This is a genomic window from Achromobacter spanius, assembly GCF_039673305.1.
Taxonomy (GTDB): Bacteria; Pseudomonadota; Gammaproteobacteria; order Burkholderiales; family Burkholderiaceae_B; genus Achromobacter; species Achromobacter spanius_F.
Window position 1 is genome coordinate 1 of sequence record NZ_JBDJLJ010000069.1, and the last position, 26206, is coordinate 26206.

Consider the following 26206-nt stretch of genomic DNA (forward strand, 5'->3'; position numbering starts at 1 on the left):
GCCCCGCGCCCCCCAGCCCGCCGACGCGCCGTGCTCTGGCGGTTGAATCTTGCCGGTTGCCGGGGCGATTGGGGTTCTTGAGGTTCTTGCCAGTGTCGGAGTGGAGTGGAGCGTCTTGCGGGGCCCGCCCCAGGCCGGCCGCGCGGGCGGCTGGCCTGGGGCATACGCGGTGTCTTGCGTCGGGAGGGTGACGCTACGCGCGGGATGGCGCCGCACGCCGGACGGCGCCTACTTCGCCGCGCCTGCCGACCAGCCCTTTGACAGTTCCACGGCCTGGCGCCACCGCTTCATGCGGGCGTCGCGCACGGATTGCGGCCAGGTGGGTTCGAAGGTGCGTTCGGCCTGCCACTTGGAGGCGAATTCGTCCTGGCTGGACCAGAAGCCGACCGCGAGGCCGGCCAGGCCTGCCGCGCCCAGGGCGGTGGATTCGGGGACGCGGGGGCGCACGACCGGGACGCCCAGGATGTCGGCCTGCATCTGCATCAGCAGGTCGTTGCGGGCGGCGCCGCCGTCGACGCGCAGTTCAGTCAGCGCGATGCCGCTGTCGGCGTCCATGCAGGTGAGCAGTTCGGCGCTTTGCAGGGCGATCGATTCCAGCGTGGCGCGGGCGATGTGGGCGCGGGAGGTGCCGCGGGTCAGGCCCACCAGGGTGCCGCGCGCGTAGGGGTCCCAGTGCGGGGCGCCCAGGCCGGCGAAGGCGGGGACCATGAAGACGTCGTCGGTGTCGGAGACGCTGGCCGCCAGGGATTCGATGTCTTCCGAGCGCTGGATGATGCCCAGGCCGTCGCGCAGCCATTGCACGGCGGCGCCCGCCACGAAGACGCCGCCTTCCAGCATGTAGGCGGGCTTCCATTTGGCCTGGCCGGGCTGGGGCAGGCCCCAGCCGACGGTGGACAGCAGGTTGTTCCTGGACTGCACGGGCTTGTCGCCGACGTTCATCAGCATGAAGCAGCCGGTGCCGTAGGTGTTCTTGGCCATGCCGGGCTTGAAGCAGGCCTGGCCGAAGGTGGCGGCCTGCTGGTCGCCCGCGACGCCGGCGATGGGCACCGAGCCGCCCAGCCATTCGGGCAGGGCGTCGCCCACGATGGCGCTGCTGGGCGCGATCTGCGGCAGCACGCTGCGCGGGATCTTGAGCAGCGCCAGGATGTCGTCGTTCCAGTCCTGCGTGTGCAGGTCGAACAGCATCGTGCGCGAGGCGTTGCTGGGGTCGGTGCTGTGCACCGCGCCGCCGGTCAGTTGCCAGATCAGCCAGGTGTCGACGGTGCCGAAGGCGAGTCCGCCGCGGTCGGCCATCTGGCGTGCGCCGGGCACGTGATCGAGCAGCCAGGCCAGCTTGGTGCCCGAGAAGTAGGCGTCGACCACCAGGCCGGTGCGCGATTGCAGGAAGTCGCCGTGGCCGTCCTGGCGCAGCTGGTCGCACAGGGGCGCGGTGCGGCGGTCCTGCCACACGATGGCGCGGGCCAGGGGGCGGCCGGTGGCGCGTTCCCAGATGATGGTGGTTTCGCGCTGGTTGGTGATGCCGATGGCGGCCAGGTCGGCGGCTGTCGTGCCGGCATTGCGCAGCGCTTCGCGCGCCACGTCGAGCTGGCTGTGCCAGATTTCATTGGCATCGTGCTCGACCCAGCCCGGGCGGGGGTAGTGCTGGCGGAATTCGCGCTGGCCGACGCCGCGCACGACGCCTTCGCGGTCGAACACGATGGCCCGGGAGCTGGTCGTGCCCTGGTCCAGGGCTAGGACATAGTCATTCGTCGTCACTGTTTTTCGCGCCGTTCAGGTGAGCCCCGGCCTGCGGGTCGAGGCGTCTAAAGGAGAAGGTCGAGGCCATGCACAGCAGGCCGATGACGATGAAGCCGGCGACCACGTCGCTGACGGCCAGCGTTTCGGCGCCGCGCAGGGACATGCTGATGTTCAGCGTGACCGCGGCCACCCCGACGCCCAGGGTGATGCCCAGTTGCTGCGCCATGGCCGAGAAGCTGCTGGCGCGGCTCATCTTGGAGGGCGGGATGTCGGCATAGGTTAGCGTATTTACCCCCGTGAACTGCAATGACCGGAAGAAGCCGCCGATCAGGAGGATGGCGATCATCAGCCATACGGGCGTGGCCGGGTTGAAGGCGCCGCACACGATGATGAAGGCGCCGGTCAGGACGGCGTTCAGGGTCAGCACACGGCGAAAGCCGAAGCGCTGCACGATGGGCGTGGCCACGAATTTCATCAGCAGCGCGCCGGCGGCGCTGGCGAAGGTGATGAGGCCGGCGGAGAACGGCGTGAGGCCGAAGCCCACCTGCAGCAGCATGGCCAGCAGGAAGGGCGTGGCGCCGACGGCGAAGCGGCACAGGTTGCCGCCCAGCGTGGAGATGGCGAAGGTGGGAATCCGCATCAGGGACAGGTCGATGATGGGATGCTCGACGCGCCGGGCGTGCACGCCGTACAGCAGGCCGCAGACGATGCCCACGGCGATGAGGCCCAGCAGCATGGGCAGCGGCATCACGTCGCGGCCGATGGCCTCGAAGCCGGTGACCAGCGTGGCCAGGCAGGCCGCGCTGAGCAGGAAGCCGAGCCAGTCCAGCCGGGGCGTGCCGGTTTCGCGGATTTCCGCGACAAAGCGCAGCACCAGGAAGATGCCCAGGATGCCGATCGGGATGTTGATCAGGAAGATCCAGTGCCACGACATGTAGGTGACCATGAAGCCGCCAAGCGGCGGCCCGATCACCGGCCCCAGCAGCGCCGGGATGGACAGGAAGGACATGGCCTTGAGCAGGTCCTGCTTGGGGACGGTGCGCAGCAGGATGATCCGCCCCACCGGCACCATCATGGCGCCCGCCATGCCCTGGACGATCCGGGACAGCACGAGTTGCGGCAGGTCCTGGGAGAGGGCGCAGGCGACGGAACTGAGGGTGAACAGCCCGATCGCGGCGATGAACACGCGCCGGGCGCCGTAGCGGTCGGCCGCCCAGCCGCTGATGGGCACGAAGACGGCGACGGCCAACAAATAGGACGTAATCGCCACGTTGAGGCGCACCGGGGTCGACCCGAGCGCCCGGGCCATGGCGGGCAGGGCGGTCGCCACGACGGTGGCGTCCAGCATCTGCATGAACAGCGCACAGCCCACGATGAAGGGAATCATGCGCGCCGCGCGCACTGCGTCCGGGGTTGATGGCGGAGCGGGATTGGCGGCTGCTGCGGATTCTGCGGACATGTCGGGAGGAAGCGATGGGTGCCCGAAGATTGTAACGCCGGGGAACTGGCCGCCGTGAAGTAAACTCCGGAGATCCGAAACCCATTGAAATTGGTGCCATGGCGACCAACTACGAATCCGAGATCACTCTTTTCCTGAAGGACTACAAGCAATCCCATCCTGGCACCGAAGAGCGCCAGCGCGAGGGACGCGCCCGCCTTTGGGACAAACCGCAGGACTCGGAGCTGCTGGAAGGCTTCCGCGCGGCTCGCGTGCCGCAACGGCCGTACGTGTATCAGGCAGACTGATACCGTTGCGGCAAACATGGTCCAGAACCCTTCGGTGCCAGGCGATGCCCTGGCCGCGCTAGTGGAACCGTCCGTCGACAGCACGCCCGACACCATCGACAGCGTGGCGTTCGCGCGCCTCTATGGCGAGCCGCTGTTCCAGATGCCGACGGACCTGTACATTCCGCCCGATGCGCTGGAAGTCTTTCTCGAAGCGTTCGAAGGGCCGCTGGACCTGCTGCTTTACCTGATCCGCAAGCAGAACTTCAATGTTCTGGACATTCCCATGGCGGATGTCACGCGGCAGTACCTGTCGTATGTGGACCAGATCCGCATCACCAATCTCGAGCTGGCCGCCGAATACCTGCTGATGGCGGCCATGCTGATCGAGATCAAGTCGCGCATGCTGCTGCCGGTCAAGAAGACCGACACCGGCGAAGAACCCGAAGATCCGCGCGCCGAACTGGTCCGCCGCCTGCTCGAATACGAGCAAATGAAGCTGGCCGCCCAGAAGCTGGACAAGATTCCGCAGCTGGGCCGCGATTTCGTCAGCAGCCAGGCCGTCGCCGACCTGAGCGTCGAACGCGCGCTGCCCGACGTCAGCGTGGACGACCTGCGCGCGGCCTGGGCCGACATCATGAAGCGCGCCAAGCTCAACCAGCATCATCACATCACGCGCGAACAGCTGTCGGTGCGCGATCACATGACGCACATCCTGCGCCGCCTGAACGACGTGCGCTTCATGGAATTCGGCGACCTGTTCATGGAGCGCGTGCGCGAGGGCGCGCCCGCCGCGGTCGTCGTCGTGCATTTCATCGCCATGCTGGAGCTGGCCCGCGAGTCGCTGCTGGAGATCACGCAGGCCGAGCCCTATGCTCCCATCTACGTGCGCCTGGCCTACACCAGCGTGGCGGCGGTCGCGGCCTGATCCTGACCGGGCTGCCCCAACCCCCGGAGATTCCCTTGAAAGTCGTACACACCATCCAGGAATTGCGCGATCACCTGCGCGGACAGAACCGCGTGTCGTTCGTGCCCACCATGGGCAACCTGCACGAAGGGCATCTTGCGCTGATGAAGCTGGCGCGCCAGCACGGCGATCCCGTGGTGGCCAGCATCTTCGTGAACCGCCTGCAGTTCGGCCCGAACGAGGATTTCGACCAATATCCCCGCACGCTGGCGGCCGACATCGAAAAACTGGAACAGGCGCGCGATGTCTACGTGCTGTTCGCGCCGAATGAGCGCGAGATGTACCCCGAGCCGCAGAACTACCGGGTGCAGCCGCCCGATGACCTGGGAGACATCCTCGAGGGCGAGTTCCGTCCGGGATTCTTCGCCGGCGTCAGCACGGTGGTGCTCAAGCTGTTTTCCTGTGTGCAGCCGCGCGTGGCCGTGTTCGGCAAGAAGGACTACCAGCAGCTGATGGTGGTGCGCAATATGTGCCGCCAGTTCCAGCTGCCCGTGGAAGTGCTGGCGCACGAGACCGTGCGCGCCGCCGATGGTCTGGCGCTGTCTTCGCGCAACCGCTACCTGAGCGACGCGGAACGCGCCGAGGCGCCGGCCCTGTACGCCGAGCTGCAGGAGATCGGCCGCCGGCTGTCGCAGGGCGAACGCGACGCCGCCGCCCTCGAGCAAGACGCCACCCAGCGCCTGACCCAGCGCGGCTGGCAGGTGGACTACGTGGCATTGCGCCGCCAGCGCGACCTGAAGCGCCCCGAGGCCGCCGACCTGCAGGCCGGCGAGCCCGTCGTGGTGCTGGCGGCCGCCAAGCTGGGCGCCACCCGCCTGATCGACAACCTGGAACTGGCCTACACGGCTTGATTTCCCGGGCGGGGCAAGACCGGGGCGTTTTCATCCGCCCCTGTCAGAATTGCCAGCTTACGGCGGGCGGCGTGTCCGGGCAGACTGGCTGCAATCCTATATTGCAAGCGAGCCGCCCATGCCGTCGCCCAATCCCGCACTGGATGCCATCCTGTCGTCCCTCACCGCCCGTGAACGCCAGATCGTCGATTACGTGGCCGCAGGCCGGGCCAACAAAGTCATCGCCATCGACCTGGGCATTTCCCTGCGCACGGTAGAGGCCCACCGCGCCAGAATCTTCGCCAAGTTGAACGCCCGCAATGCCATGCAATTGGCCTGCCGCCTGTGCGCGCATGGAGAGTCGGGGGCATCGCCGGTCCTGTCGGCGCTCAAGGAACGGCCCGGTGATGGCCGCGGGGCGGCACCCGGCAGCCGCGCGGGCGCCGGGTTGCAAGTCTTGCACGAACCGCCTGGCGCCTATGTCGCCGCGCGCGCGGCGCCGCGGCCGCATGATGCCGACTTCCATTCCGACCGCGATTCGGGCCGTGGTTCCGGACCGGATTCCCGACCGGACTCCGGCTCTGACTCGTGCTCTGACTCGCGCCCTGACTCCGGCCCTGGTTCAGGCATTGACCCCGGCATTGACCCCGGCATTGACCCCGGCATTGACCCCGGCTTTGACCCTGGCCTTGACGCTTGCCCTGGCCCTGGTGCCAACCCCGGCTCCTGTGTCCTGCCTGCGCCCAAATGAGTCCGGGCCAGGCGGACAGGGTGTCCGTCAGGCCCGGGGGCGTTGCTGCGAGCCGGCGGCGGTCAGGCGCCGCGGGCAGGATTCAGGGGCACTTGGGCGACGCGGCCTTGGCCAGTTCGTCGATTGGGTCCAGATCCGGCTGGCGGGTCAGGTTGTAGTTCAGGTTGGGCGTCTGGCCGCCAATGGAGCGCACGCGCAGCACATTGTTGGCGGCCACCAGGAATTCCACGCGGACGTTGCCCTGGCCGTCCATCAGGATGACGCGCGGCGGACGTTCGTCGGTGGCGTCCCAGCAGCCTTGCTCGGACACGGGCGGGCCCTTCTTGGGGTCATCGTCAAGGTAGGCCGTGCGGCCGCGCCAGCGGCCGTTGGGCGCCAGCGTCAGCGTCACGCGCTGCGCCGTGCACTGCATGGCCGGCGAAAAACACGGCAGGGTGCCCATGTAGGTCTGCGGCTGCGGCACCAGGCTGTGCGAAGCGGCGCTGGGGACGGAGGCCGGTGCTGCCGGGGCGGCTGCAGCGGACGAGCCGCCGGAACTGCTTTCGGTGCCCTCGGGCACGGCCTGGCCGTCTTCGGTGGTCTGGCCGGCGGGGTTGGCCGCCGAGGCCTGGTTCTGCTGCTTGGGGACGTCGCGCTTGAGCTCGATCTGAACTTGCGACGGGGCGCGGATGACGCTGCGGTAGCCGGCGCCGGACCCCTGGTATTGCGCGTCTGTCACGGTGCTTTCGGCGGGCAGGTCGTAATAGCCTTCGGTTTTCTGCTTGGCGCAGCCGGTTGCGCCGATCACGGTGCCCGCTAGCAGCAGCCCCATGACGCTGAGTTTGCGGGAGCGAAAAACGGTGTCGACGCGCGCGGCCATGGCAGCTTATCCGTGAATTGAGTCTGTCTCCGATTTTACGCACTTATGCGAAGATTCGATACGTTCCCTTAGTTGTTGTTGGGTATTGTCGGCACTTTATGCACAAATTACGACAGGGCCTGTGGCGGCCCTTCATCCCTTGCGCCATCGCCCGCATGGCGCAGGCCGCAACGCGCGCGAACCGCGGGGGAATCTGACGGCGATGTTGCACGTTTTCGATATTCCCTCGGGCGTTTTCATCGCGGTGGCGGCGCTGGGCGGGCTGTTCGTCGGCAATTGGCTCACGCTGCTCACGCACCGCCTGCCGCGCATGATGGAACGCGAATGGCAGGCGCAGTGCCTGGACGCCGCAGGGGCTGCGAGGCCCGCCGGCATCTATGGCCTGTGGTCGCCGCGCTCGCACTGCCCGGCCTGCGAGGCGCCCGTCGCTCCGACAGGGCGGATTCCCCTGCTGGGCTGGATGCTGCTGCGGGGGCGCTGCGCCGCCTGCCAGGCGCCGATCGGCTGGCGCTATCCCGCCATCGAACTGCTCACCTGCCTGCTGTTCGCGGCCTGCGCGTGGCGCTTCGGCGCAACGCCCCTTGCCCTGGCGGCCATGGGCCTGTCGGCCACGTTGGTGGCGCTGGCCTGGATCGACTTTGAATCCACGCTGCTGCCCGATGTCCTGACCCAGCCCCTGGTGTGGGCGGGCCTGCTGGTCAATCTGTTTGACGCGTTCACCAGCGTGCAGTTGGCGGTGGTCGGCGCCGTGGCGGGGTATGTCTTTCTGTGGGTTATCTTTCATGTGTTCCGCCTGCTGACCGGACGCGAAGGCATGGGGCAGGGCGACTTCAAGCTGCTGGCGGCGCTGGGCGCGTGGTTTGGGGTCGAGGCGCTGCCGATGCTGCTGCTGAGCGCATCGCTGGTGGGCGTGCTGATCGGCGGCGCGCTGACGCTCAGCGGCCGCGCAAGCCGCGGCCAGCCGCTGCCCTTCGGGCCCTATCTGGCGCTGGCCGGCCTGGTCATGCTGCTGCTGGGCGGCGAGCAGGGACTGTGGCAGTTCATGAGCTAGGCAAGCATCAAGGCAAGAATCAAAGGAACAGGCAGCATGTTCAAGATCGGACTCACGGGCGGTATCGGTTCAGGCAAGTCCCGCGTGGCGGACATGCTTGGCGAATGGGGCGCGGCGCTGGTCGACACCGACGAGATCGCCCGCACGCTGACCGCCGCGCAGGGCGCCGCCATGCCGGCCATCGAACGCGAGTTCGGCCCGCAGGCCTTGTCCGCGGATGGCGCGCTGAACCGCGCATGGATGCGCGACCATGCATTCGCCGATCCGCGCGTGCGCCAGCGCCTGGAAGCCGTGCTGCATCCCATCATCGGACGCGAAACCGAACGCCAGGCCGCCGAAGCCAGCGGATCGTATCTGGTGTTCGTGGTGCCGCTGCTGGTGGAGTCGCTGGACCGCTGGCGGTCGCGCGTGGACCGCATCTGCGTGGTCGATTGCGACCCCGAAACGCAGGTCGCGCGCGTGCAGCAGCGCAGCGGGCTGACGGAGCCAGACATCCGGCGTATCATGGCGGCACAGGCTGCGCGGGCAAGCCGATTGGAGGTCGCGGACGACGTCATCCTGAACGACGCGACGACCTCGCCGGAACAATTGCGCGCGCGGGCATTGACCCTGCATGACCGCTGGCTGGCGCTGGCGACCACGACGGGCCGGTAAGCCAGCGGAGGCTGCCGGCACCCCTGAATATTCTTGGCCCGGCGGCCAACCACTGATAGGGCCTGTAAAAAAGCGTGATCGTTTACGAATATCCCTTCAATGAGCGCATCCGCGCTTATCTCAGGCTGGAATACCTGTTCGACAGGTTGTTCTTCTTTGCTCGAGAGGGTGACTCACGCCAGCATCAGGTCGCCGTCACCTCGCTCTTCGATCTGCTCGATGCCTGCGAACGCACCGACGTCAAAGGCGCGGTCCTGCAAGACCTGGAACGCCAGCGCCTGGCGCTGGTCGGGCTGCGCGACCATCCCGGCGTGGCGCAGGATGCGCTGGAAGGGATGCTGCGCGAAATGGAAAAGGTGGCCAGCGCGCTGGCCGCGCCCGGCAAGACCGGCCAGTCGCTGCGCGAAAACGAATGGCTCACCAGCCTGCGCGGCCGCCTTTCGGTGCCCGGCAGCGCCACCCAGGTGGACATGCCGTCCTACTACGCCTGGCAGAACAAGCCCGAGGCCGCCCGCTGCGCGGACCTGCAGGCCTGGGTTTCGCCCTTCTTTCCCCTCTACGACGGCCTGACGCTGGCCCTGCGCCTCTTGCGCGAATCCGGCCGCAAGACCGACATCGTCGCGGAGCAGGGCGCCTACCAGCAGATGCTGGGCGGCAAGCAGTTCCAGCTGCTGCGCGTGTGGGTGGACCCCGCGGACGGTGTCTTCCCCGAGATCAGCGCCAATAAGTACATGATCTGGATACGTTTTTCCACCCAGGATGGCGAATTCAAGCCCCAGCAGGTGGCGCGCGACGTGGCATTCCAGATGACGCTCTGCAGCTCGTAGGCGGAAGTTACGCAACGGTGACGCTGCCCGGATTCCTGTTGCGGGTAGTTTCAGCTTGACGGCCCGCGGGTCGAAACCGGGACGGTCTAGTAGACAATACGGCTTTCTCCGAGTGTGCCGGAACCGTTTCCATGCCTGATAGCCGTCCTGTTTCCCCGCCCTCCCGCTGGAGCCGCCGCCGCGTCGTCGGGCTGGCGCTGCTGGTGCTCGTCGTGGCGGGCGTCGCCTGGCTGGTGCTGCGGCCCTCGGCCAAGCAGGGTGGACCGGGCGGGCGGCCCGGCGGCCGGCCCCCGATGGCGGCCGCCATGGCGAACATGGCCGTGCCGGTGCGTGTCGCCACCGCCGCCCAGCAGGACATCGACATCTTCCTGCGCTCGCTCGGCACCGTCACCGCCTACAACACCGTTACCGTCAGAAGCCGCGTCAGCGGGGAACTCGTGGACGTGGCCTTCCAGGAAGGGCAGCAGGTCAAGGCAGGCGACCTGCTGGCGCAGGTGGATCCGCGCGCGTTCCAGGTGGCGCTGGATCAGGCCCGGGGCACGCAGATGCAGAACTTGGCGCAGCTGGAAAACGCCCGCCGCGACCTGCAGCGCTACCAGGCGCTGTTCAAGCAGGACTCCATCGCCAAACAGCAGGTCGACACGCAAGCCGCACTGGTGCGCCAGTACGAAGGCGCGGTCAAGAGCGACCAGGCGAACGTGGACAACGCCAAGCTGCAGCTGGACTACGCGCGCATCACGGCCCCGATCAGCGGCCGCCTCGGCCTGCGCCAGGTCGACCGCGGCAACCTGGTGTCCAGTTCGGACACCAACGGCCTGGTCGTCATCACCCAGACCCAACCCATTTCCGTGGTGTTCACGCTGCCTGAAACGCAGCTGCCCGAGGTGCGCGCTGAACTGGCGGCCGGCAGGACGCTGGCGGTTGAAGCATACGACCGGGCCGACACGCGCCGCATCGCGACGGGCAAGCTGGAAACGCTGGACAACCAGATCGACGTCGCGACCGGCACGCTCAAGCTCAAGGCCCGGTTCGACAATGCCGACGACGCGCTCTTCCCGAACCAGTTCGTCAATGTGCGGCTGCACGTGCTGACCCGCAAGGACGTGACCGCCATCCCGACCGCCGCCATCCAGCAGGGCTCGGCCGGCGCGTTTGTGTTCCTGGTGCAGCCCGACGACACGATCGCGGTGCGCCAGGTGAAGCTGGGCGCCATCAACAGCGGCATGGTGGCCGTCAACGAAGGCCTGCAGCCCGGCGACCGCGTCGTCACCGAAGGCACCGACCGCCTGCGCGCCGGCGCCAAGGTCGAGATCGTGGGCGGCGCGGAAGTCATCCCCGCCAAGCGCGACAAGACGCTCGGCCCGGGCGCGCCGGCCGGCACCACCCCGCCGTCGAAGTAAGCAGAGAACGCCGTGAGCCCGTCGCGTCTGTTCATCCTGCGCCCCGTGGCCACCACCCTGTCGATGGTGGCCATCCTGATCGCCGGCCTGATCGCCTACCGGTTCCTGCCCGTTTCCGCGCTGCCGGAGGTGGACTATCCGACGATCCAGGTCGTGACGCTGTACCCCGGCGCCAGCCCCGACGTGATGACGTCCCTGGTGACGTCGCCGCTGGAGCGGCAGTTCGGGCAGATGCCGGGCCTGAACCAGATGTCGTCCACCAGTTCGGGCGGCGCGTCGGTCATCACCCTGCAGTTCAACCTGAGCCTGCCGCTGGACGTGGCCGAGCAGCAGGTGCAGGCGGCGATCAACGCGGCGTCGAACCTGCTGCCCTCCGACCTGCCGGTGCCGCCCACCTACAACAAGGTGAATCCGGCCGACGCGGCGGTGCTGACGCTGGCGATCACCTCGCCCACCATGCCCTTGCCCCAGGTGCGCGACCTGGTCGACACGCGCGTGGCGCAGAAGCTGTCGCAGATTCCCGGGGTGGGCCTGGTCAGCGTGGCGGGCGGGCAGCGGCCGGCGGTGCGGGTGCAGGTGAATCCGCAGGCGCTGGCGGCCAACGGCCTGTCGCTGTCCGACCTGCGCACCGCCATCGTCGGCGCCAACGTCAACCAGCCCAAGGGCAACCTGGACGGGCCCCAGCGGTCCACCACGATCAACGCCAACGACCAGCTCAAGACGCCCACCGACTACAACAGCCTGATCATCGCCTACAAGAATGGCGCGCCGCTGCGCCTGGCCGACGTGGCGCGCGCCGTCGAAGGCGCGGAGGACACGCGCCAGGCCGCCTGGGTCGGGGACAAGCCCGCCATTCTGCTGAACATCCAGCGCCAGCCCGGCGCCAACGTGATCGACGTGGTCAACCGGATCCAGGCGCTGATGCCGCAGCTGCGCGCCGCGCTGCCCGCCACGCTGGACGTGAGCGTGGTGTCCGACCGCACGCAGACCATCCGCGACTCCGTCGCCGACGTGCAGTTCGAAATGCTGCTGGCGGTGGGGCTGGTGGTCATGGTGACCTTTGTGTTCCTGCGCAGCCTCACGGCCACGCTGATTCCCAGCGTGGTGGTGCCGCTGTCGCTGGTGGGCACCTTCGGCATCATGTATCTGGCCGGCTTCTCCATCAACAACCTGACGCTGATGGCGCTGACCATCGCGACCGGTTTCGTGGTGGACGACGCCATCGTCATGATCGAGAACATCGCCCGCCACATCGAGGAAGGCGAAAAGCCCATGCAGGCGGCGCTCAAGGGCGCCTCGCAGATCGGCTTCACGCTGATCTCGCTGACGTTCTCGCTGATTGCCGTGCTGATCCCGCTGCTCTTCATGACGGAAGTGGTGGGGCGCCTGTTCCGGGAATTCGCGATCACGCTGGCGGTGTCCATCCTGATTTCGCTGGTGGTGTCGCTGACCCTGACGCCCATGATGTGCGCGCGGCTGCTGCGCTCGGAATCCGAGCAGAAGCACGGCCGCTTCCACCAGGCCACGGGCGCCTTCATCGACCGCGTCATCGCCGCCTACGACCGCATGCTGCAGGTGGTCCTGCGCCACCAGACGCTCACCCTGGTGGTGGCGCTGGCCACGTTCGCGCTGACCGTGCTGCTGTACATGGTGGTGCCCAAGGGCTTTTTCCCGCAGCAGGACACCGGGCTGATCCAGGCCATCACCCAGGCGCCGCAGTCCATCTCGTTCCCCGCCATGGCCGAGCGCCAGCAGGCCGCCGCACGGCTGGTGCTGCAGGATCCGGACGTGCAGGCCGTGTCGTCGTTCATCGGCGTGGACGGCAGCAACGCCACCCTCAGCGCCGGCCGCATGCAGATCTCGCTCAAGCCCCAGGCCGAGCGCACCGGCGACCTGCGCACCGTGATGGCGCGCCTGCAGGAAGCCCTGAGCGCGCAGGACGGCCTGACCGTCTACATGCAGCCCGTGCAGGACCTGACCATCGAAGACCGCGTGAGCCGCACGCAGTACCAGATGACGCTATCCAACCCCGACCTGAAGGTGCTGAGCGAATGGACGCCCAAGCTGGTCGATCGACTGCGCAGCGTGCCGGGCCTGGTGGACGTGGCCGACGACCTGCAGGACGACGGCCTGCAGACCTGGGTCGAGATCGACCGCGACGCCGCCTCGCGCCTGGGCATCACCGCCGCCGTGATCGACGAGGCGCTGTACAACGCCTTCGGACAGCGCCTGATTTCCACGATCTTCACGCAGTCCAACCAATACCGCGTGGTGCTTGAAGTGCAGCCGCAGTTCCAGATGTCGCCCGGCTCGCTGGGCCAGATCCACGTGCCCACGTCCACGGGCGCGCAGGTGCCGCTGTCGTCCGTGGCGCACATCACCGAAGGCAGGACGGTGCTGGCCGTCAACCGCCTGGACCAGTTCCCCATGGTGACGGTGTCGTTCAACCTGGCGCCGGGCGCGTCGCTGTCCGACGCCGTGCAGAACATCACCGCGGCCGAGGCCGAGATCGGCATGCCCGCCGCCGTCGAGACCCGCTTCCAGGGCGCGGCCCTGGCGTTCCAGAATTCGCTGTCCAGCACGCTGTGGCTGATCCTGGCCGCCGTGGTCACCATGTACATCGTGCTGGGCGTGCTGTACGAAAGCTACATCCACCCGATCACCATCCTGTCCACGCTGCCGTCCGCGGGCGTCGGGGCGCTGCTGGCGCTTTTGATCAGCGGCACCGAGCTCGACATGATCGGCATCATCGGGATCATCCTGCTGATCGGCATCGTCAAGAAGAACGCCATCATGATGATCGACTTCGCGCTGGACGCCGAGCGCAAGCGCGGCCTTTCCCCGCGCGCGGCCATCCACGAGGCGGCGCTGCTGCGCTTCCGGCCCATCCTGATGACCACGCTGGCGGCCCTGTTCGGCGCCTTGCCGCTGATGCTGTCCACCGGCACGGGCGCTGAGCTGCGCCAGCCGCTGGGCCTGGTGATGGTGGGCGGCCTGCTGCTGTCGCAGGTGCTGACCCTGTTCACCACGCCGGTCATCTACCTGATGTTCGACCGCATGTCGCGCCGCTGGCGCGGCGTGGCCGAACCCACGGCCGGAGACGCCCGATGATCCTGTCGGCGCCCTTCATCGTCCGGCCGGTGGCGACCACGCTGCTGAGCCTGGCGGTCGTGCTGGCCGGCCTGCTTGCGTTCTTCCTGCTGCCCGTGGCGCCGCTGCCGCAGGTGGATATCCCGACCATCTCGGTGTCGGCCAGCCTGCCGGGCGCCAGTCCCGAAACCATGGCGTCCAGCGTGGCCACGCCGCTGGAGCGTTCGCTGGGCAGCATCGCGGGCGTCACCGAAATGACCTCGCGCAGTTCGCAGGGATCCACCCGCATCACGCTGCAGTTCGACCTGTCGCGCGACATCAACGGCGCGGCGCGCGACGTGCAGGCGGCCATCAACGCGGCCCGTTCGCTGCTGCCGACCAGCCTGCGCAGCAACCCCACGTATCACAAGTCCAACCCGTCCGACGCGCCCATCATGACGCTGGCGATGACGTCCGACACGCTCAGCCAGGGCCAGCTGTATGACCTGGCCTCGACCATCGTGGCCCAGAAGCTGTCGCAGGTGGACGGCGTGGGCGAAGTCACGGTGGGCGGCAGCTCGCTGCCCGCGGTGCGCGTCACCGTGCTGCCCGGGGCGCTGGCCAACCAGGGCGTCTCGCTGGACGAACTGCGCGCCGCGCTGTCCAACGCCAACGCCAATCGTCCCAAAGGCGTACTCGAGAACGACCGCTACCACTGGCAGATCATGGCCAGCGACCAGCTCAACCGCGCCGAGCAATACCGCCCGCTGATCGTCGCCTGGCGCGACGGCGCGCCCGTGCGCGTGTCCGACGTGGCCAAGGTGGAGGATTCGGTCGAAGACCTGTACCAGACCGGGTTCTACAACGACAGCAAGGCGATCCTGATGATCGTTCGGCGGCAGGCCGACGCCAACATCATCGAGGCCGTGGACGCGGTGCGCGCGCAGCTGCCCGTGCTGCAGGCGCTGATGCCCGCCGACGTGAACATGACCGTCGCGCAGGACCGCACGCCCAGCATCCGCGCGTCGCTGCACGAAGCCGAACTGACCCTGATCATCGCGGTCGGGCTGGTGGTGCTGGTGGTGCTGCTGTTCCTGCGCCGCTGGCGCGCGGCCATCATTCCCAGCGTGGCGGTGCCGGTGTCGCTGATCGGCACGTTCTGCGTCATGTACCTGTGCGGGTACACGCTGAACACCATTTCGCTCATGGCCCTGATCGTGGCGACCGGCTTCGTGGTGGACGACGCCATCGTGGTGCTCGAGAACATCATGCGCCACGTCGAGAGCGGCATGTCGCCGATGCGCGCGGCGCTGCGCGGGTCGCGCGAAGTCGGCTTCACGGTGCTGTCGATGAGCCTGTCGCTGGTGGCCGTGTTCATCCCCATCCTGCTGATGGGCGGGGTGGTCGGGCGCCTGTTCCGCGAGTTCGCCGTGACGCTGTCCGCCGCCATCCTGGTGTCGCTGGTGGTGTCGCTGACGCTCACGCCCATGATGTGCGCGCGCCTGCTGCGCCCGGAACCCAAGCAAGAGAAGCCGCCCGGGCGCGTGGCGCGCTGGTCCGCGCGCGCCTTCGATGCCATGCTGGACGGCTATCGCGTATCGCTGCGCTGGGCGCTGGCGCATGGCCGCCTGATGATGCTGACCCTGGCGATCGCGGTGGGCCTGAACGTCTACCTGTATACCGTGGTGCCCAAGGGCTTTTTCCCGCAGCAGGACACGGGCCAGCTCCTGGGATTTTTCCGCGTCGACCAGGGCACCTCGTTCCAGGCCACCCTGCCCAAGCTGGAGGCCATTCGCAAGGTGGTGCTGGCCGATCCGGCCGTGCAGAGCATGACGGGCTACGCCGGCGGGCGCGGCGGCAGCAACAGCAGCTTCATGCAGATCCAGCTCAAGCCCCTGGAAGAGCGCAAGGTCTCGGCCGACACGGTCATCAACCGCCTGCGCGCCAAGCTGCAGAATATGCCGGGCGCGCGCATGTTCCTGGTGTCGCAGCAGGACATCCGGATCGGCGGGCGCCAGAGCCAGGGCTCCTACGACTACACGCTGATGTCGGGCGACCTGCAATTGCTGCGCACCTGGATGCCCAAGGTGCAGCAGGCGATGGCCAAGATCCCCGAGATCACCGACGTCGATGCCGACGTCGAGGACCGCGGCCGCGAGATCAACCTGGTCATCGACCGCGAGGCGGCGACCCGGCTGGGCGTCACCATGTCCACGATTTCCACGGTGCTGAACAATTCGTTCAGCCAGCGCCAGGTGTCGGTGATGTACGGGCCGCTGAACCAGTATCACGTGGTGCTGGGCGTGGACCCGAAGTTCGCGCAGGACATCGAATCGCTGCGCCAGGTCGAGGTCATCACGGCGGACGGCGCGCGCGTGCCGCTGTCGGCGTTCACCAAGCTGGAAAACGCCAATGCGCCGCTCAGCGTGAGTCACCAGGGCTTGTTCGTGGCCGACACCATCTCGTTCAGCCTGGCGCCCGGCGTGTCGCTGGGGCAGGCCACCACCGCGATCGACAACGCGGTGGCGCGCATCGGCCTGCCGTCCGACCAGATCCAGGCCGGCTTCCAGGGCACCGCCGCCGCCCTGCAGCAGACGCTGTCGCAGCAGCCCTGGCTGATCCTGGCGGCGCTGGTCACCATGTACATCGTGCTGGGCATCCTGTACGAAAGCTTCGTCCATCCGCTCACCATTCTGTCGACCCTGCCGTCCGCGGGGCTGGGCGCGCTGCTGGCGCTGCTGCTGGTGCGCTACGACTTCACCCTGATCGCGCTGATCGGCGTGTTCCTGCTGATCGGCATCGTCAAGAAAAACGCCATCATGATGGTCGACTTCGCGCTGGACGCCCAGCGCCATCACGGCATGTCGCCGCGCGACGCGATTTTCCAGGCGTGCCTGACGCGCTTTCGCCCCATCATGATGACGACCATGGCGGCGATCTTCGGCGCGCTGCCGCTGGTGCTGGCCACCGGCGCGGGCGTCGAGATGCGCCAGCCGCTGGGCATTACCATCGTGGGCGGCCTGGTCCTGAGCCAGATCCTGACGCTGTACACCACGCCCGTGGTCTATCTTTACCTGGACCGCTTCCGCCTGTGGGCCGCGCGCCGGCGCGCCCCGCAAGGCGGAGCTCCCGCTTCCATAGAACGCACATGATCCGACCCAAGCAGTTCACCCCCGCCTTCTTCCCCCGCGCCGCGGCCACGCTTGCGCTGTGCGCGCTGCTGGGCGCCTGCGCGGTCGGGCCCGACTATCAGCGTCCGGCGCTGGACGTGGGCGCGGCCTACAAGGAAGGGCAGGTCGAGGTGCCCGGCTGGAAACCCGCCCAGCCGCGCGACGCCGCCGACCGCGGCGCGTGGTGGAAGGTTTACGACGATCCCGTCCTGGACGGCCTGTTGGACCGCCTGAACGAATCGAACCAGACCATCGCGCAGGCCGAGGCCAATTACCGCCAGGCGCTGGGGCTGGTGCGCGGCGCGCGTTCCGGCTTCTATCCGACGGTGGGCGCGGCCGCGGGCATGACGCGTGCGGGCAGCGGCGGACAGAGCGGTTCGTCGTCCTCGTCGGGCAGCAATGTGTCCAACCAGTACTCGCTGACGGGCAGCGTCAGCTGGGAACTGGATGTCTGGGGCCGCGTGCGCCGCAGCGTCGAGTCGTCGGAAGCCAGCGCGTCGGCCAGCCTGGCCGACCTGGGCGCGACCCGGCTGAGCGCGCAGGCGGCGCTGGCCCAGACCTATCTGCAATTGCGCGTGCTGGACGAGCAGAAGCGGCTGCTGGACGCGACCGTGGCGGCGTACGAAAAGTCGCTGCAACTGACGCAGAACCGCTACGAGGTCGGCGTCGCCGGCCAGGCCGACGTGGCCGTGGCCCGCACGCAGCTGGAAAGCACGCGCGCGCAGTCCATCGACCTGGACTGGCAGCGCGGCCAGTACGAGCACGCGATCGCGGTGCTGATGGGCCAGGCGCCGTCGCAGTTCAGCCTGCCGCCGGCGGTGTTCGCGTTGAAGCTGCCGCAGATCCCGGTCGGCCTGCCGTCCGAACTGCTGGAACGCCGTCCCGACGTGGCGGCCGCCGAACGCCGCGCCGCCGCCGCCAACGCGCAGATCGGCGTGGCGCAGGCAGCCTGGTTCCCCAGCCTGACGCTGTCCGCCGACGGCGGCTTTCGCAACGGCGAGTTTGCCGACCTGCTGACGGCGCCCGCGCGCTTCTGGTCGCTGGGCCCGGCGCTGGCCATGACGATATTCGACGGCGGCGCGCGCGAGGCCCAGGTCGAACAGGCGCGCGCCTCGTACGACTCGCAGGCGGCCGCGTACCGCCAGGCCGCGCTGACCGGCCTGCGCGAGGTCGAGGACTATCTGATCCAGCTGCGGGTCATGGAGCAGGAGCAGATCGTGCAGCGCCGCGCGCTGGAATCGGCGCGCGAATCGCTGCGCCTGATCCAGAACCAGTACAAGGCGGGACTGGTCGACTACCTGAGCGTGGCCGTGGTGGACGCCACGGCGCTCAGCAGCGAGCGCAACGCCCTGAGCCTGCTGGGCAGCCGTCTCGCCGCCAGCGTCAACCTGATCGTCGCGCTGGGCGGCGGCTGGGAAGGCCTGCCGGCCGAGCAGACTGCGCGCGCGGACTGATCGCCTAGGGATTACGCCTAAACCCCCCTCGCACGCATTGACAAGCCCACGGCGCAAGTTCCTAATGCCGTCAAAGTGACCGCGTGGTCACTTTAGCGCGCAGTAACGACGCACCGAATTCCGTTTGATCAATCGAACACGCGAAAAGCGAAGGGGAAAGAGGATGGGCTGGTTATCTCGTGGGCGGGCAGCCGCCATGGCAGGGCGTTGGGCAGGGGCGGCCGCGGTGGCCGCGCTGGCATTGGGCGCGACGACGGCGTCCGCGCAGGAATGGCCCGCGCGGCCGATCACGCTGATCGTTCCGTTTCCGCCCGGCGGAACCACCGACATCTTCGCGCGCACCATCGCCGAGCACATGCGGCCCGCGCTGGGCCAGTCCATCGTGGTCGAGAACAAGCCGGGCGCGGCGGGCAACCTGGGCGTCGCGGCCGCGGCCCGGGCCCAGCCGGACGGCTACACCATCGTGCTGGGCTCGGTGGGCACGCAAAGCGTCAACCAGTTCCTGTACGGCAACATCGGCTTCAATCCCGCCACCGACCTGGTGCCGCTGGGCATGATCGCGTCCACGCCCAACGTCATGGCGGTGGCCGCGAATTCGCCGTGGCGCAATCTGGAAGACGTGATGAAGGCCGTCAAGAAGGATCCCGGCAAGTATTCCTACGCCTCGCCGGGGATCGGCTCGTCGGTGCATCTGACGGGCGCGTATTTCGAATCCATGGCCGGCCTGCAGATGCTGCACGTGCCGTTCAAGGGGTCGTCCGCCGCCATTCCCGCCGTCATCGGCGGCCAGGTCGATATCCTGATGGACAACCTGCCCAGCTCCATGGCGGCGCTCAAGGACGGCGGCCGCCTGCGCGGCATCGCGGTCACGTCGGCGGCGCGCAGCCCCGCCGCGCCCGACCTGCCCACGATGGCCGAGGCGGGCCTGCCGGGCTTTGAAGTCACGGCATGGTCGGGACTGTACGCGCCGCGCGGCACGCCGGCGCCGGTGGTCGACAAGCTGATCGCGGCCATGAAGCAGGCGCTTCAATCCCCCGAGCTGCAGAAGTCGCTGGCGCAGGGCGGCGCGACGCCGGGCAATCTGTTCGGCCCGGACCTGGCTGCGTTCGAAGTGAAGGAACGCGGCAAATGGGGCAAGCTGATCAAGGACCGCGGCATCAAGGCGGACTGAGCGCCGCGGCCCGCGCCTATTGCAGCGCGAAGGCCGCCGCTTCCACGGCGGGGTCTCGGCCCCGCATCAGGTCCGCCAGCATGCGCGCGCTGCCGGCCGCCAGCGTGAATCCCAGGCCGCCGTGGCCGGTGTTCAGCCACAGGTTGCGGTAGGGCGTGGTGCCGATCAGGGGCTTGCCGTCGGGACGCGCGGGACGTAGGCCCGCCCAGGCGCGCGGCGCGCCCGCCGCATTCAGGCGCGGAAAGAACCTGGCCACGTCGCGTTCCAGGCTGCGCACGCGCGCGGGATCGACGGCGTCGCCGCCCGTGCCGATGTCGACCATGCCGGCGACGCGCAGCCGCTGGCCCAGCCGGGCGTAGACCACCTTGCGCCGGATATCGCTGATGCTGGCGCTGGGCGCGATGCTGTCGGGCGTCAGGTCGTACGTCAGGCTGTACCCCTTGAGCGGATAGATACGCAGGTCCATGCCCAAGCGCCGCGCCAGGGACTGCGCGCCCATGCCGTTGGCCAGCACGTAGTGGTCGGCATCGATGGGGCCGGCGTCGGTCGCCGCGCTCACCACGCGGCCGCGTTCGGACCGCAAGGCCCGCACCGGCGTATTGAAGTGGAACCGCACGGGATCCGGCGCGGCGCGCAGGATGCGTTCCAGTTCCGTGCACAGGCGCTGGCAGTCGCCCGCGTCCTCGGTGGGGGTGTAGATGGCGCCCGCGATGCTGGCGCCGATGTCGGCCAGCGCGGGTTCCATGTCCAGGCAGGCCTGGCGGTCCATTACGCGCTGCTCGCAGCCCAGCGTGGCCTGGTAGTCGCGTTGCGACAGCGCGTGTTCATAGGCCGCGGCGTCCTGGTAGACCAGCAGCTTGCCGGACGACGAGAAGTCGAAATCCGGGTTTTCGCGCCGCACCAGTTCATGCACGCAGAGCCGGCTGTAGAGGCCCAGCGCCAGCAGTTCCCGGGTGGTGGAGCGGCTGCGCGAACGCGTGCAGGCGCGCAGGAACGCAAGGCTCCAGCGCCACTGGTCGGGATCCAGGCGGGGGCGAAAGCGCAGCGGCGTGTCCCGTCCCAGCAGCCAGGAGGGCAGCCGCGGCAGCACGGCGGGATCGGCCAGCGGCGCCACGAAGCTGTAGCTCAGCTGCGCGCCGTTGGCCATGCTGGTGACCTGTCCCGGGCCGGCGCCCGCGTCCACCACCGTGACGCGATGGCCCTCGCGGTGCAAAAAGTAGGCGGTGGTCATGCCGACCACCCCCGCGCCGATGACTACGATGTGCATGGTGTTCCAATCGGGCGCCGCGCGGGCGCGCGGCGCGCCGGGTTAAAGAGTGAGATGCTGTCCGGCGTGGCGCCTCAGGCCGCCCAGGCGGGTGTTTCGAAGCCCGGCGCCGCGCGGTCTTCGCCGCGCAGCAGGCGGCCGGGGCGCGCGCCCGTGGCGGCGCCGTTTTCCTCGACCAGCACGCCGTTGACCAGCACCGCATCGATGCCGGTGGACGGCAACGTGGGTTCGGCGAAGCTGGCCAGGTCGGCGACGGTGCGCGGGTCGAACACCACCACGTCGGCAAGGCAGCCGGCCCGCAGCACGCCGCGGTCTTTCAGGCCGAATTGCGCGGCGGTCAGGCTCGTCATGCGGCGGATCGCCTCTTCCATGCCCAGCACGCGCATTTCGCGCACGTAGCGGGCCAGCACGCGCGAAAACGCGCCCCACAGCCGGGGATGCGGGCGCTGGTCATGCGGCAGGCCATCCGAGCCGATCATCACGCTGCCGTGGCTGATGACGCGCTTGACGTCTTCTTCGTCCATCGAGAAATAGATGGCGCCGCCGGGCGACAGCTCTTCGGCCAGCCGGGTGGGGTCCTTGCCTTCGCGCGCGGCCAGTTCGCGCAGGTCCACGCCCTGGATTTCCGGACGGGTCTGCGACCAGGTCACGATGATCTTTTCGCCGGCGCCGACGCGGCGCGGCTCCAGGATGGTGGACGACGCCGAATAGGGATACACGTCCATGCCCAGCGGCTGGTTCGCCCGCGCGCGGTCATACAGCGCCAGGGTTTCGGCGGTGCGGCCGTGGTTGTTCTTGCCCGTGACCTTGTGGTGCGACAGGATCGCGGGCACGTCGGCGGCGCGCCCGATCAGGAAGGCCTCTTCCATGGAATCGCAGACATGGTCGGCCTCGTCGCGCAGGTGCGTGGTGTACAGGCCGCGCCACGACGACAGGGGCTCGGCCACGCCGATCACCTCCTCGGTGCTGGCGTGCATGGCGGTGGGGTAGTACAGGCCGGTGGAAAGCCCCGCCGCGCCGGCGGCCATGGACTGGTCCAGCGCGCGGCGCATCGCGGCGATCTCGCCCTTGTCGGCCGGACGGTCCAGGCGGCTCATGGCGGACACGCGCAGGCTGGAATGGCCCACCAGCGCCAGGCTGTTGACGGCGGCGGGCGCATCGTCAAGCGCCTGGGCGTAGTCCTGCATGCGGGCATAGAGTTCGCCGGGATGCTTGGCCAGCAGGTTCAGCGGCGGCGGCACGGCGTCGCCCGGTGCGCTGACCGGGGCCAGGCTGATGCCGCAGTTGCCCGTGACGACGGTGGTGATGCCCTGGCTGACCTTGGGACGCATGAGCGGGGCGCCCAGCAGGGCGCGGTCGTCGTGGGTGTGGCAGTCGATGAAGCCCGGCGACACCACCTTGTCCGTGGCATCGATGCGGCGCCGCGCGCGCCACGCCGAACCGTCGCCGATGGCGGCGATGCGCTCGCCCCGGATGGCCAGGTCGGCGCGGCGGGCGGGGCCGCCAAGGCCGTCGGCCACCAGGCCGCCGGTGATGATGATGTCGTAGTCCTGCTGTTCGGGATGCACGGGCATGGCTGCGGGTTCAGGCTCAGGTTTCAGGCGGCGCGGCCGGCCGCGGTGGACGGCGCGCCTCCAGGTTGGCGAGGGATTCGGTGTTCAGGGCCGGCGGAAAACCGTGGGCCACCAGGTGTTCGAGCGCGCCGTTGATGCGGTCCCAGCCTTCGGGCGTGCGCAGCGGCACGCCCAGGAAATGGGATTCGGTCTTGGCGCGCAGCATCAGGTACAGCACGCCGGCCAGCATCACGCTGACCACCGCGGGCATGTCCACGTCGGGGGCCAGGCCGTCGACGCGGTCGATGAAGCCGCGCGCGGCGCGTTCGCGGCGCTCGGCCAGCGGCGCCGACACCTCGTTGCGTTCGATCAGTTCCCAGCGGCGCACTTCGCGCAGCGTCTCATTGCTGGCCAGCGCGTCGATCTGGGCGCGCAGCATGGACAGCACCAGTTCGCCCGGGGTGCGCTGGCTGGATTCGTCCGCGGCCAGCAGGCCCGGGTTGCGGGTCCAGAAGTCCTGCTCCTGCATCCAGGCCAGCATCAGTCCGGGCATGCCGTCGAAATACCGGTAGATGAGCTCCTTGCTGACGCCGGCGCGCTTGGCGATGGCATTGATGCCGACGCCGCCCATGCCGGTTTCCAGGATCTGGGCTTCCAGGGCTTGCAGTATCAGTCGCTCGGTATTCTCACGGCGGGACATAGGCCTATTCCTTCATGATGATGAGGGATCGGGCGGGGTCCGGGACGCCGGACACCCGCCCGTCGGCCATGTCGACAATGAGTTCGCTGACGGTGTGGCCGATCCGCCTGCCATCTTGCCAGACTTCGCTGCCCAGATAGGCAGCGTTGGCGCGGCGAGGGGAGGCCGGAAGCGACGGATCGGCCTGCTCGATGGCCAGGATCCGGCATTGATCATCCACCAGCACGCGGTCGTGTTCGGCCGCCGTGATCGCGACGGGCGCGCGCAGGGCCAGCGCGCGGTGCGCGCCCGCGATGCCGGTCAGGGCGCGCCAGGCAAGGTCGGCCATTGCGTTGGCCAGCGGCTCGCAGGGATGGATGGAGTTGTGCAGCACCGCCAGCCGGCACGCGCCGTCGTCGCGCCACGCCTGCCCCTGGTCGGGCCGCCGCGCCACGCGCGGGGTATTGCCCCAGCCGATCTCGCCGGCGGCCGACAGCGCAATGAGACCGGCGTCGACCTCGGGGTTCGCCTGCAGGGCCTGCCGGACCGCGTCGGCCGGGGGCATGCCCGTCTCCATCAGGCGCAGGACCGCCAGGTTCAGGGGCGTGCCGTCCGCGCCCGGCCGGTTGGGCAGGCGGTGGCCGGTCGCCAGCCCCACGCCGTCCGTGCCGGGCAGGAACTGCGCCAGCGGTTCGGGCCGGTCGGGGCCGCTTTCGATCAGCGCGGCGTGGCGCGCGTCCAGCCAATCGGCCGGCAGGTCCAGCGCCGCGACGCCGCCGCGCTGGCAGGCCGCCCGCCGCACGCGGCCCTCCGCGTCCAGGATGGCGAACACCGCGAAGCCGCCGATGGCGCCATGGCCCAGCAGTTCGGCGGCCAGCGCCGCCGTCCGCACCGCCGAGCCCGCCCCGGGGCCATATGCCGCTACGCCTATCGTCATCGGTGTGCGCGTCCTAGTCCGTGTTGCTCGTCACGGGGTCGACGATGTTCAGGTTGGTGATGAAGCGCTGGAACAGCATCGCCAGCGCCAGCGGCGGCAGGGCGGCCAGCATGCTGGCCGCGGCGAACAAGCCCAGGTCGGCGCGAAAGCCCGGCATCAGCGGCGACAGCCCGAGCAGCGACGCGGACAGCGTCTGCGCCGAGGTGCCGCCCGTCAGCACGATGGCGAACAGCAGATCGTTCCATCCCACCAGGAAGGCAATGATGAAGGCTGCGGCGATGCCCGGCAGCGCCATGGGCAGCGTGACGTGGCGCAGCATCTGCCAGCGCGTGCAGCCGTCCATGCGCGCGGCGCGCTCGATCTCCACGGGCAGGGACGCGAAGTAGCCCATCAGCACCCAGGACAGCAGCGGAATCACGGCTGTCAGGTAGACGATCCACAACCCGAAGAGGCTGCCCGCCAGGCCGATGGCGGCAAAGAACACGTAGTACGGGATCAGCAGCGCGATCGGCGGCAGGGTGCGCGAGGCCAGCAGCACGTACAGCAGCGGACCCTTGAACGGAAATTCGAACCGGCCCAGCACGTAGCCCGCCAGCGTGGCGATGGCGGTCCCGGCGGCCGCGGCCGGCAGCGCCACCAGCGCGCTGTTCACGAAGCCCGTCATGATGGCCTTGGTCTGACCGCCGAAGATGGAGTCCGAACTGGACAGGCCCAGGACGCGCAGGTAGTTGTCGAACGTGTAGCCGTCCGCGTTGTGCGCCACGCCCATGATGATGGCCGACTCGTCCATGAAGGACGCCTTCAGCGTCCAGTAGATCGGGAACAGGCTCCAGAACGCCACCAGGGCCACGCCTGCCCCGACCAGCCAGGGGCGCCAGCCTTCGCCTGTGACCTGAGCCGCGTCATTGCGCATGGGAGTCTCCTTGGGGCCGCTTCTTGCGGATCAGCATGAAGTAGGCGGTGGCCAGCAGCAGCGACAGCACGGTCAGCAGGAACGCGGCGGCCGACGCCAGCCCGTACTTCGAGAACTCGAAGTTGTAGCGGAAGATCAGCAGCGGCAGGATCTGCGTGGATGTGCCGGGTCCGCCGCGCGTCAACGAAAACAGCAGATCGAACTGGCGCACGGCCTCCACCGTCATAACCACCAGCACGATCAGGGTCGTGTGCTTCAGGTGGGGCAGCGTGATGTGGCGAAAGCGCGAGAGCGGTCCCGCGCCGTCGACCCGCGCGGCGCGGTACAGGTCGCGGGGAATGGTCTGCAGCGCGGCCAGATAGAAAAAGCTCCCCAGCGGCGCGACGTGCCAGACGAAAGCCAGCGCCACCCAGAACAGCGCCCAGTCGCTGGACAGCCAGACGGTGGCGGCGTTGGCCAGGCCCAGCGGCGCCAGCAGGCCGGTCAGCGCGCCGAAGCTGGGATTGAGCAGGAACGAGAACACGGTGGCGGTGACGACCTGGGACATGGCCCAGGGCAGCAGCGCCAGTCCGCGCACCAGGCCGCGCAGCGGCATCTCTTCGTTGAGCACCAGCGAGATGCCCAGCGCGGCGGCGAACGATCCCGCCACGCACATCGCCACGAAGCCCAGGCTGCGCCAGATCGCGTCGATCACGGCGGGGTCGGCCAGCACCTCGCCGTACAGGTCCGTACCCACGAATTCCTCGGTGCGCAGGATGGCGTTGGTGTCGTGCAGGCTGAGCCAGAACGAATAGCCGAGCGGCACGCCGATGATCAGGGTGTTCAGCGCATACACCGCCACGATCACGGTCATTGCGAAGCCCAGGTCCGACATCTCCTTGCCGCCTCGCCGGGCCAGGGCGGGGCGGGCGGGAGTCAGGCTGGCGGTGCTCATGACCGCGGCTCCTCGCCGCCGTGCACGCGCACGCCCCGCGCATCGAACAGATACAGGCGCGCCGCCGGCAGCGCCAGGGAAACCGGGGCGCCGACTTCATAGCGGCGCTCGGGCGAGAGGCGGGCGCGCAGCCGCGGCGCATTGTCGCCTTCGCCCGCCGCGACGTCCACGAACTGGTCGGGGCCCACGGGTTCCACGGCCCAGACCCGGCCCTGCAGCAGCAGGCCCTCGCCCGCCAGCGGCGCGGGGCCCATGGCC

21 protein-coding genes and 1 pseudogene are annotated in these 26206 nt (G+C 68.9%); 12 read left to right on the forward strand and 10 right to left on the reverse strand.

Translation table 11 applies throughout. The features are described 5' to 3' along the window. Positions 1-228 precede the first annotated feature (228 nt). Positions 229-1755 (reverse strand): glycerol kinase GlpK, encoded by a 1527-nt coding sequence (glpK, locus tag ABE485_RS28025; protein ID WP_346518526.1) that lies wholly within the window; start codon positions 1753-1755, stop codon positions 229-231. Beyond that, entirely contained in the window at positions 1742-3196 is a 1455-nt protein-coding gene (locus ABE485_RS28030) for a DHA2 family efflux MFS transporter permease subunit (protein ID WP_346518527.1), read from the reverse strand. The genes glpK and ABE485_RS28030 overlap by 14 nt, the downstream gene beginning before the upstream one ends. Before the next feature lie 98 nt (positions 3197-3294). On the opposite strand from ABE485_RS28030, the gene ABE485_RS28035 reads away from it, so the two are divergent. The 4 genes from ABE485_RS28035 to ABE485_RS28050 all read left to right on the forward strand — a co-directional run bounded on the left by ABE485_RS28035 (position 3295) and on the right by ABE485_RS28050 (position 6010). After that, positions 3295-3483, forward strand: a complete 189-nt coding sequence (locus ABE485_RS28035) for a DUF3460 family protein (RefSeq protein WP_346518528.1) — start codon at positions 3295-3297, stop codon at positions 3481-3483. Positions 3484-3499: 16 nt separating this feature from the next. After that, positions 3500-4390 (forward strand): segregation and condensation protein A, encoded by an 891-nt coding sequence (locus ABE485_RS28040; RefSeq protein ID WP_346518529.1) that lies wholly within the window; start codon positions 3500-3502, stop codon positions 4388-4390. Between the two features lie 35 nt (positions 4391-4425). After that, positions 4426-5280 carry a pantoate--beta-alanine ligase gene (panC, locus tag ABE485_RS28045; RefSeq protein WP_346518530.1) on the forward strand — a complete coding sequence of 285 codons (855 nt, stop codon included), beginning with the start codon at positions 4426-4428 and terminating at the stop codon, positions 5278-5280. 118 nt (positions 5281-5398) lie between these two features. Beyond that, entirely contained in the window at positions 5399-6010 is a 612-nt protein-coding gene (locus ABE485_RS28050; RefSeq protein ID WP_346518531.1) for a response regulator transcription factor, read from the forward strand. An 82-nt stretch (positions 6011-6092) separates the two neighbouring features. Here ABE485_RS28050 and ABE485_RS28055 read toward each other — a convergent pair whose 3' ends face one another. Further along, entirely contained in the window at positions 6093-6869 is a 777-nt protein-coding gene (locus tag ABE485_RS28055; RefSeq protein WP_346518532.1) for a hypothetical protein, read from the reverse strand. Between the two features lie 202 nt (positions 6870-7071). On the opposite strand from ABE485_RS28055, the gene ABE485_RS28060 reads away from it, so the two are divergent. The 8 genes and pseudogenes from ABE485_RS28060 (at position 7072) to ABE485_RS28095 (ending at position 19665) form a co-directional block, all read left to right on the forward strand. Beyond that, entirely contained in the window at positions 7072-7920 is an 849-nt protein-coding gene (locus ABE485_RS28060; RefSeq protein WP_346518533.1) for a prepilin peptidase, read from the forward strand. Positions 7921-7956: 36 nt separating this feature from the next. Then, positions 7957-8602: pseudogene (gene coaE / locus ABE485_RS28065) on the forward strand (dephospho-CoA kinase); the annotation flags it as partial. Positions 8603-8648: 46 nt separating this feature from the next. Next, on the forward strand, positions 8649-9401 hold the full coding sequence (gene zapD / locus ABE485_RS28070; protein ID WP_346518535.1) for a cell division protein ZapD: 753 nt from the start codon (positions 8649-8651) through the stop codon (positions 9399-9401). Between the two features lie 131 nt (positions 9402-9532). After that, a complete protein-coding gene (locus tag ABE485_RS28075) occupies positions 9533-10801 on the forward strand; it encodes an MdtA/MuxA family multidrug efflux RND transporter periplasmic adaptor subunit (protein ID WP_346518536.1) in 1269 nt (422 codons plus the stop codon). Positions 10802-10813: 12 nt separating this feature from the next. Further along, a complete protein-coding gene (locus ABE485_RS28080; protein WP_346518537.1) occupies positions 10814-13912 on the forward strand; it encodes an MdtB/MuxB family multidrug efflux RND transporter permease subunit in 3099 nt (1032 codons plus the stop codon). Then, complete coding sequence (locus tag ABE485_RS28085) at positions 13909-17022, forward strand: multidrug efflux RND transporter permease subunit (protein WP_346518538.1); 3114 nt, start codon at positions 13909-13911, stop codon at positions 17020-17022. The genes ABE485_RS28080 and ABE485_RS28085 overlap by 4 nt, the downstream gene beginning before the upstream one ends. Further along, a complete protein-coding gene (locus tag ABE485_RS28090) occupies positions 17019-18494 on the forward strand; it encodes an efflux transporter outer membrane subunit (RefSeq protein WP_346518539.1) in 1476 nt (491 codons plus the stop codon). Before ABE485_RS28085 ends, ABE485_RS28090 begins: the two co-directional genes overlap by 4 nt. 196 nt (positions 18495-18690) lie before the next feature. Next, positions 18691-19665 carry a Bug family tripartite tricarboxylate transporter substrate binding protein gene (locus ABE485_RS28095; protein ID WP_346518540.1) on the forward strand — a complete coding sequence of 325 codons (975 nt, stop codon included), beginning with the start codon at positions 18691-18693 and terminating at the stop codon, positions 19663-19665. Positions 19666-19681: 16 nt separating this feature from the next. Here ABE485_RS28095 and ABE485_RS28100 read toward each other — a convergent pair whose 3' ends face one another. The 7 genes from ABE485_RS28100 to ABE485_RS28130 form a co-directional block, all read right to left on the reverse strand. Continuing rightward, positions 19682-20932 carry a D-amino acid dehydrogenase gene (locus ABE485_RS28100; RefSeq protein ID WP_346518541.1) on the reverse strand — a complete coding sequence of 417 codons (1251 nt, stop codon included), beginning with the start codon at positions 20930-20932 and terminating at the stop codon, positions 19682-19684. Positions 20933-21006: 74 nt separating this feature from the next. Beyond that, the gene (locus ABE485_RS28105; protein ID WP_346518542.1) at positions 21007-22506 is read right to left on the reverse strand and encodes an N-acyl-D-amino-acid deacylase family protein; all 1500 of its coding nucleotides are present in this window, start codon (positions 22504-22506) and stop codon (positions 21007-21009) included. Between the two features lie 16 nt (positions 22507-22522). Continuing rightward, positions 22523-23185: a TetR/AcrR family transcriptional regulator gene (locus tag ABE485_RS28110; protein WP_346518543.1), complete on the reverse strand. Its 663-nt coding sequence runs from the start codon at positions 23183-23185 to the stop codon at positions 22523-22525. Between the two features lie 4 nt (positions 23186-23189). Further along, on the reverse strand, positions 23190-24101 hold the full coding sequence (locus tag ABE485_RS28115; protein WP_346518544.1) for a DUF6963 family protein: 912 nt from the start codon (positions 24099-24101) through the stop codon (positions 23190-23192). A 13-nt stretch (positions 24102-24114) separates the two neighbouring features. After that, the gene (locus ABE485_RS28120; protein WP_346518545.1) at positions 24115-25014 is read right to left on the reverse strand and encodes a carbohydrate ABC transporter permease; all 900 of its coding nucleotides are present in this window, start codon (positions 25012-25014) and stop codon (positions 24115-24117) included. Next, positions 25004-25948: a carbohydrate ABC transporter permease gene (locus ABE485_RS28125; RefSeq protein WP_346518546.1), complete on the reverse strand. Its 945-nt coding sequence runs from the start codon at positions 25946-25948 to the stop codon at positions 25004-25006. Before ABE485_RS28125 ends, ABE485_RS28120 begins: the two co-directional genes overlap by 11 nt. Continuing rightward, the coding region (locus tag ABE485_RS28130; protein WP_346518547.1) for a TOBE domain-containing protein at positions 25945-26206 on the reverse strand (262 nt) is incomplete at its 5' end. The genes ABE485_RS28130 and ABE485_RS28125, both read right to left, overlap by 4 nt.

Excerpts from the sequence above, each read along its gene's own strand:
- ABE485_RS28050 (WP_346518531.1), top strand. The coding sequence starts at position 5,399 with ATGCCGTCGCCCAATCCCGCACTGGATGCCATCCTGTCGTCCCTCACC.
- ABE485_RS28060 (WP_346518533.1), top strand. The coding sequence starts at position 7,072 with ATGTTGCACGTTTTCGATATTCCCTCGGGCGTTTTCATCGCGGTGGCG.
- ABE485_RS28120 (WP_346518545.1), bottom strand. The coding sequence starts at position 25,014 with ATGCGCAATGACGCGGCTCAGGTCACAGGCGAAGGCTGGCGCCCCTGG.
- ABE485_RS28105 (WP_346518542.1), bottom strand. The coding sequence starts at position 22,506 with ATGCCCGTGCATCCCGAACAGCAGGACTACGACATCATCATCACCGGC.
- ABE485_RS28030 (WP_346518527.1), bottom strand. The coding sequence starts at position 3,196 with ATGTCCGCAGAATCCGCAGCAGCCGCCAATCCCGCTCCGCCATCAACC.
- ABE485_RS28110 (WP_346518543.1), bottom strand. The coding sequence starts at position 23,185 with ATGTCCCGCCGTGAGAATACCGAGCGACTGATACTGCAAGCCCTGGAA.
- ABE485_RS28100 (WP_346518541.1), bottom strand. The coding sequence starts at position 20,932 with ATGCACATCGTAGTCATCGGCGCGGGGGTGGTCGGCATGACCACCGCC.
- ABE485_RS28035 (WP_346518528.1), top strand. The coding sequence starts at position 3,295 with ATGGCGACCAACTACGAATCCGAGATCACTCTTTTCCTGAAGGACTAC.
- ABE485_RS28090 (WP_346518539.1), top strand. The coding sequence starts at position 17,019 with ATGATCCGACCCAAGCAGTTCACCCCCGCCTTCTTCCCCCGCGCCGCG.
- ABE485_RS28125 (WP_346518546.1), bottom strand. The coding sequence starts at position 25,948 with ATGAGCACCGCCAGCCTGACTCCCGCCCGCCCCGCCCTGGCCCGGCGA.
- ABE485_RS28095 (WP_346518540.1), top strand. The coding sequence starts at position 18,691 with ATGGCAGGGCGTTGGGCAGGGGCGGCCGCGGTGGCCGCGCTGGCATTG.
- ABE485_RS28085 (WP_346518538.1), top strand. The coding sequence starts at position 13,909 with ATGATCCTGTCGGCGCCCTTCATCGTCCGGCCGGTGGCGACCACGCTG.
- ABE485_RS28055 (WP_346518532.1), bottom strand. The coding sequence starts at position 6,869 with ATGGCCGCGCGCGTCGACACCGTTTTTCGCTCCCGCAAACTCAGCGTC.
- ABE485_RS28115 (WP_346518544.1), bottom strand. The coding sequence starts at position 24,101 with ATGACGATAGGCGTAGCGGCATATGGCCCCGGGGCGGGCTCGGCGGTG.
- ABE485_RS28075 (WP_346518536.1), top strand. The coding sequence starts at position 9,533 with ATGCCTGATAGCCGTCCTGTTTCCCCGCCCTCCCGCTGGAGCCGCCGC.
- ABE485_RS28040 (WP_346518529.1), top strand. The coding sequence starts at position 3,500 with ATGGTCCAGAACCCTTCGGTGCCAGGCGATGCCCTGGCCGCGCTAGTG.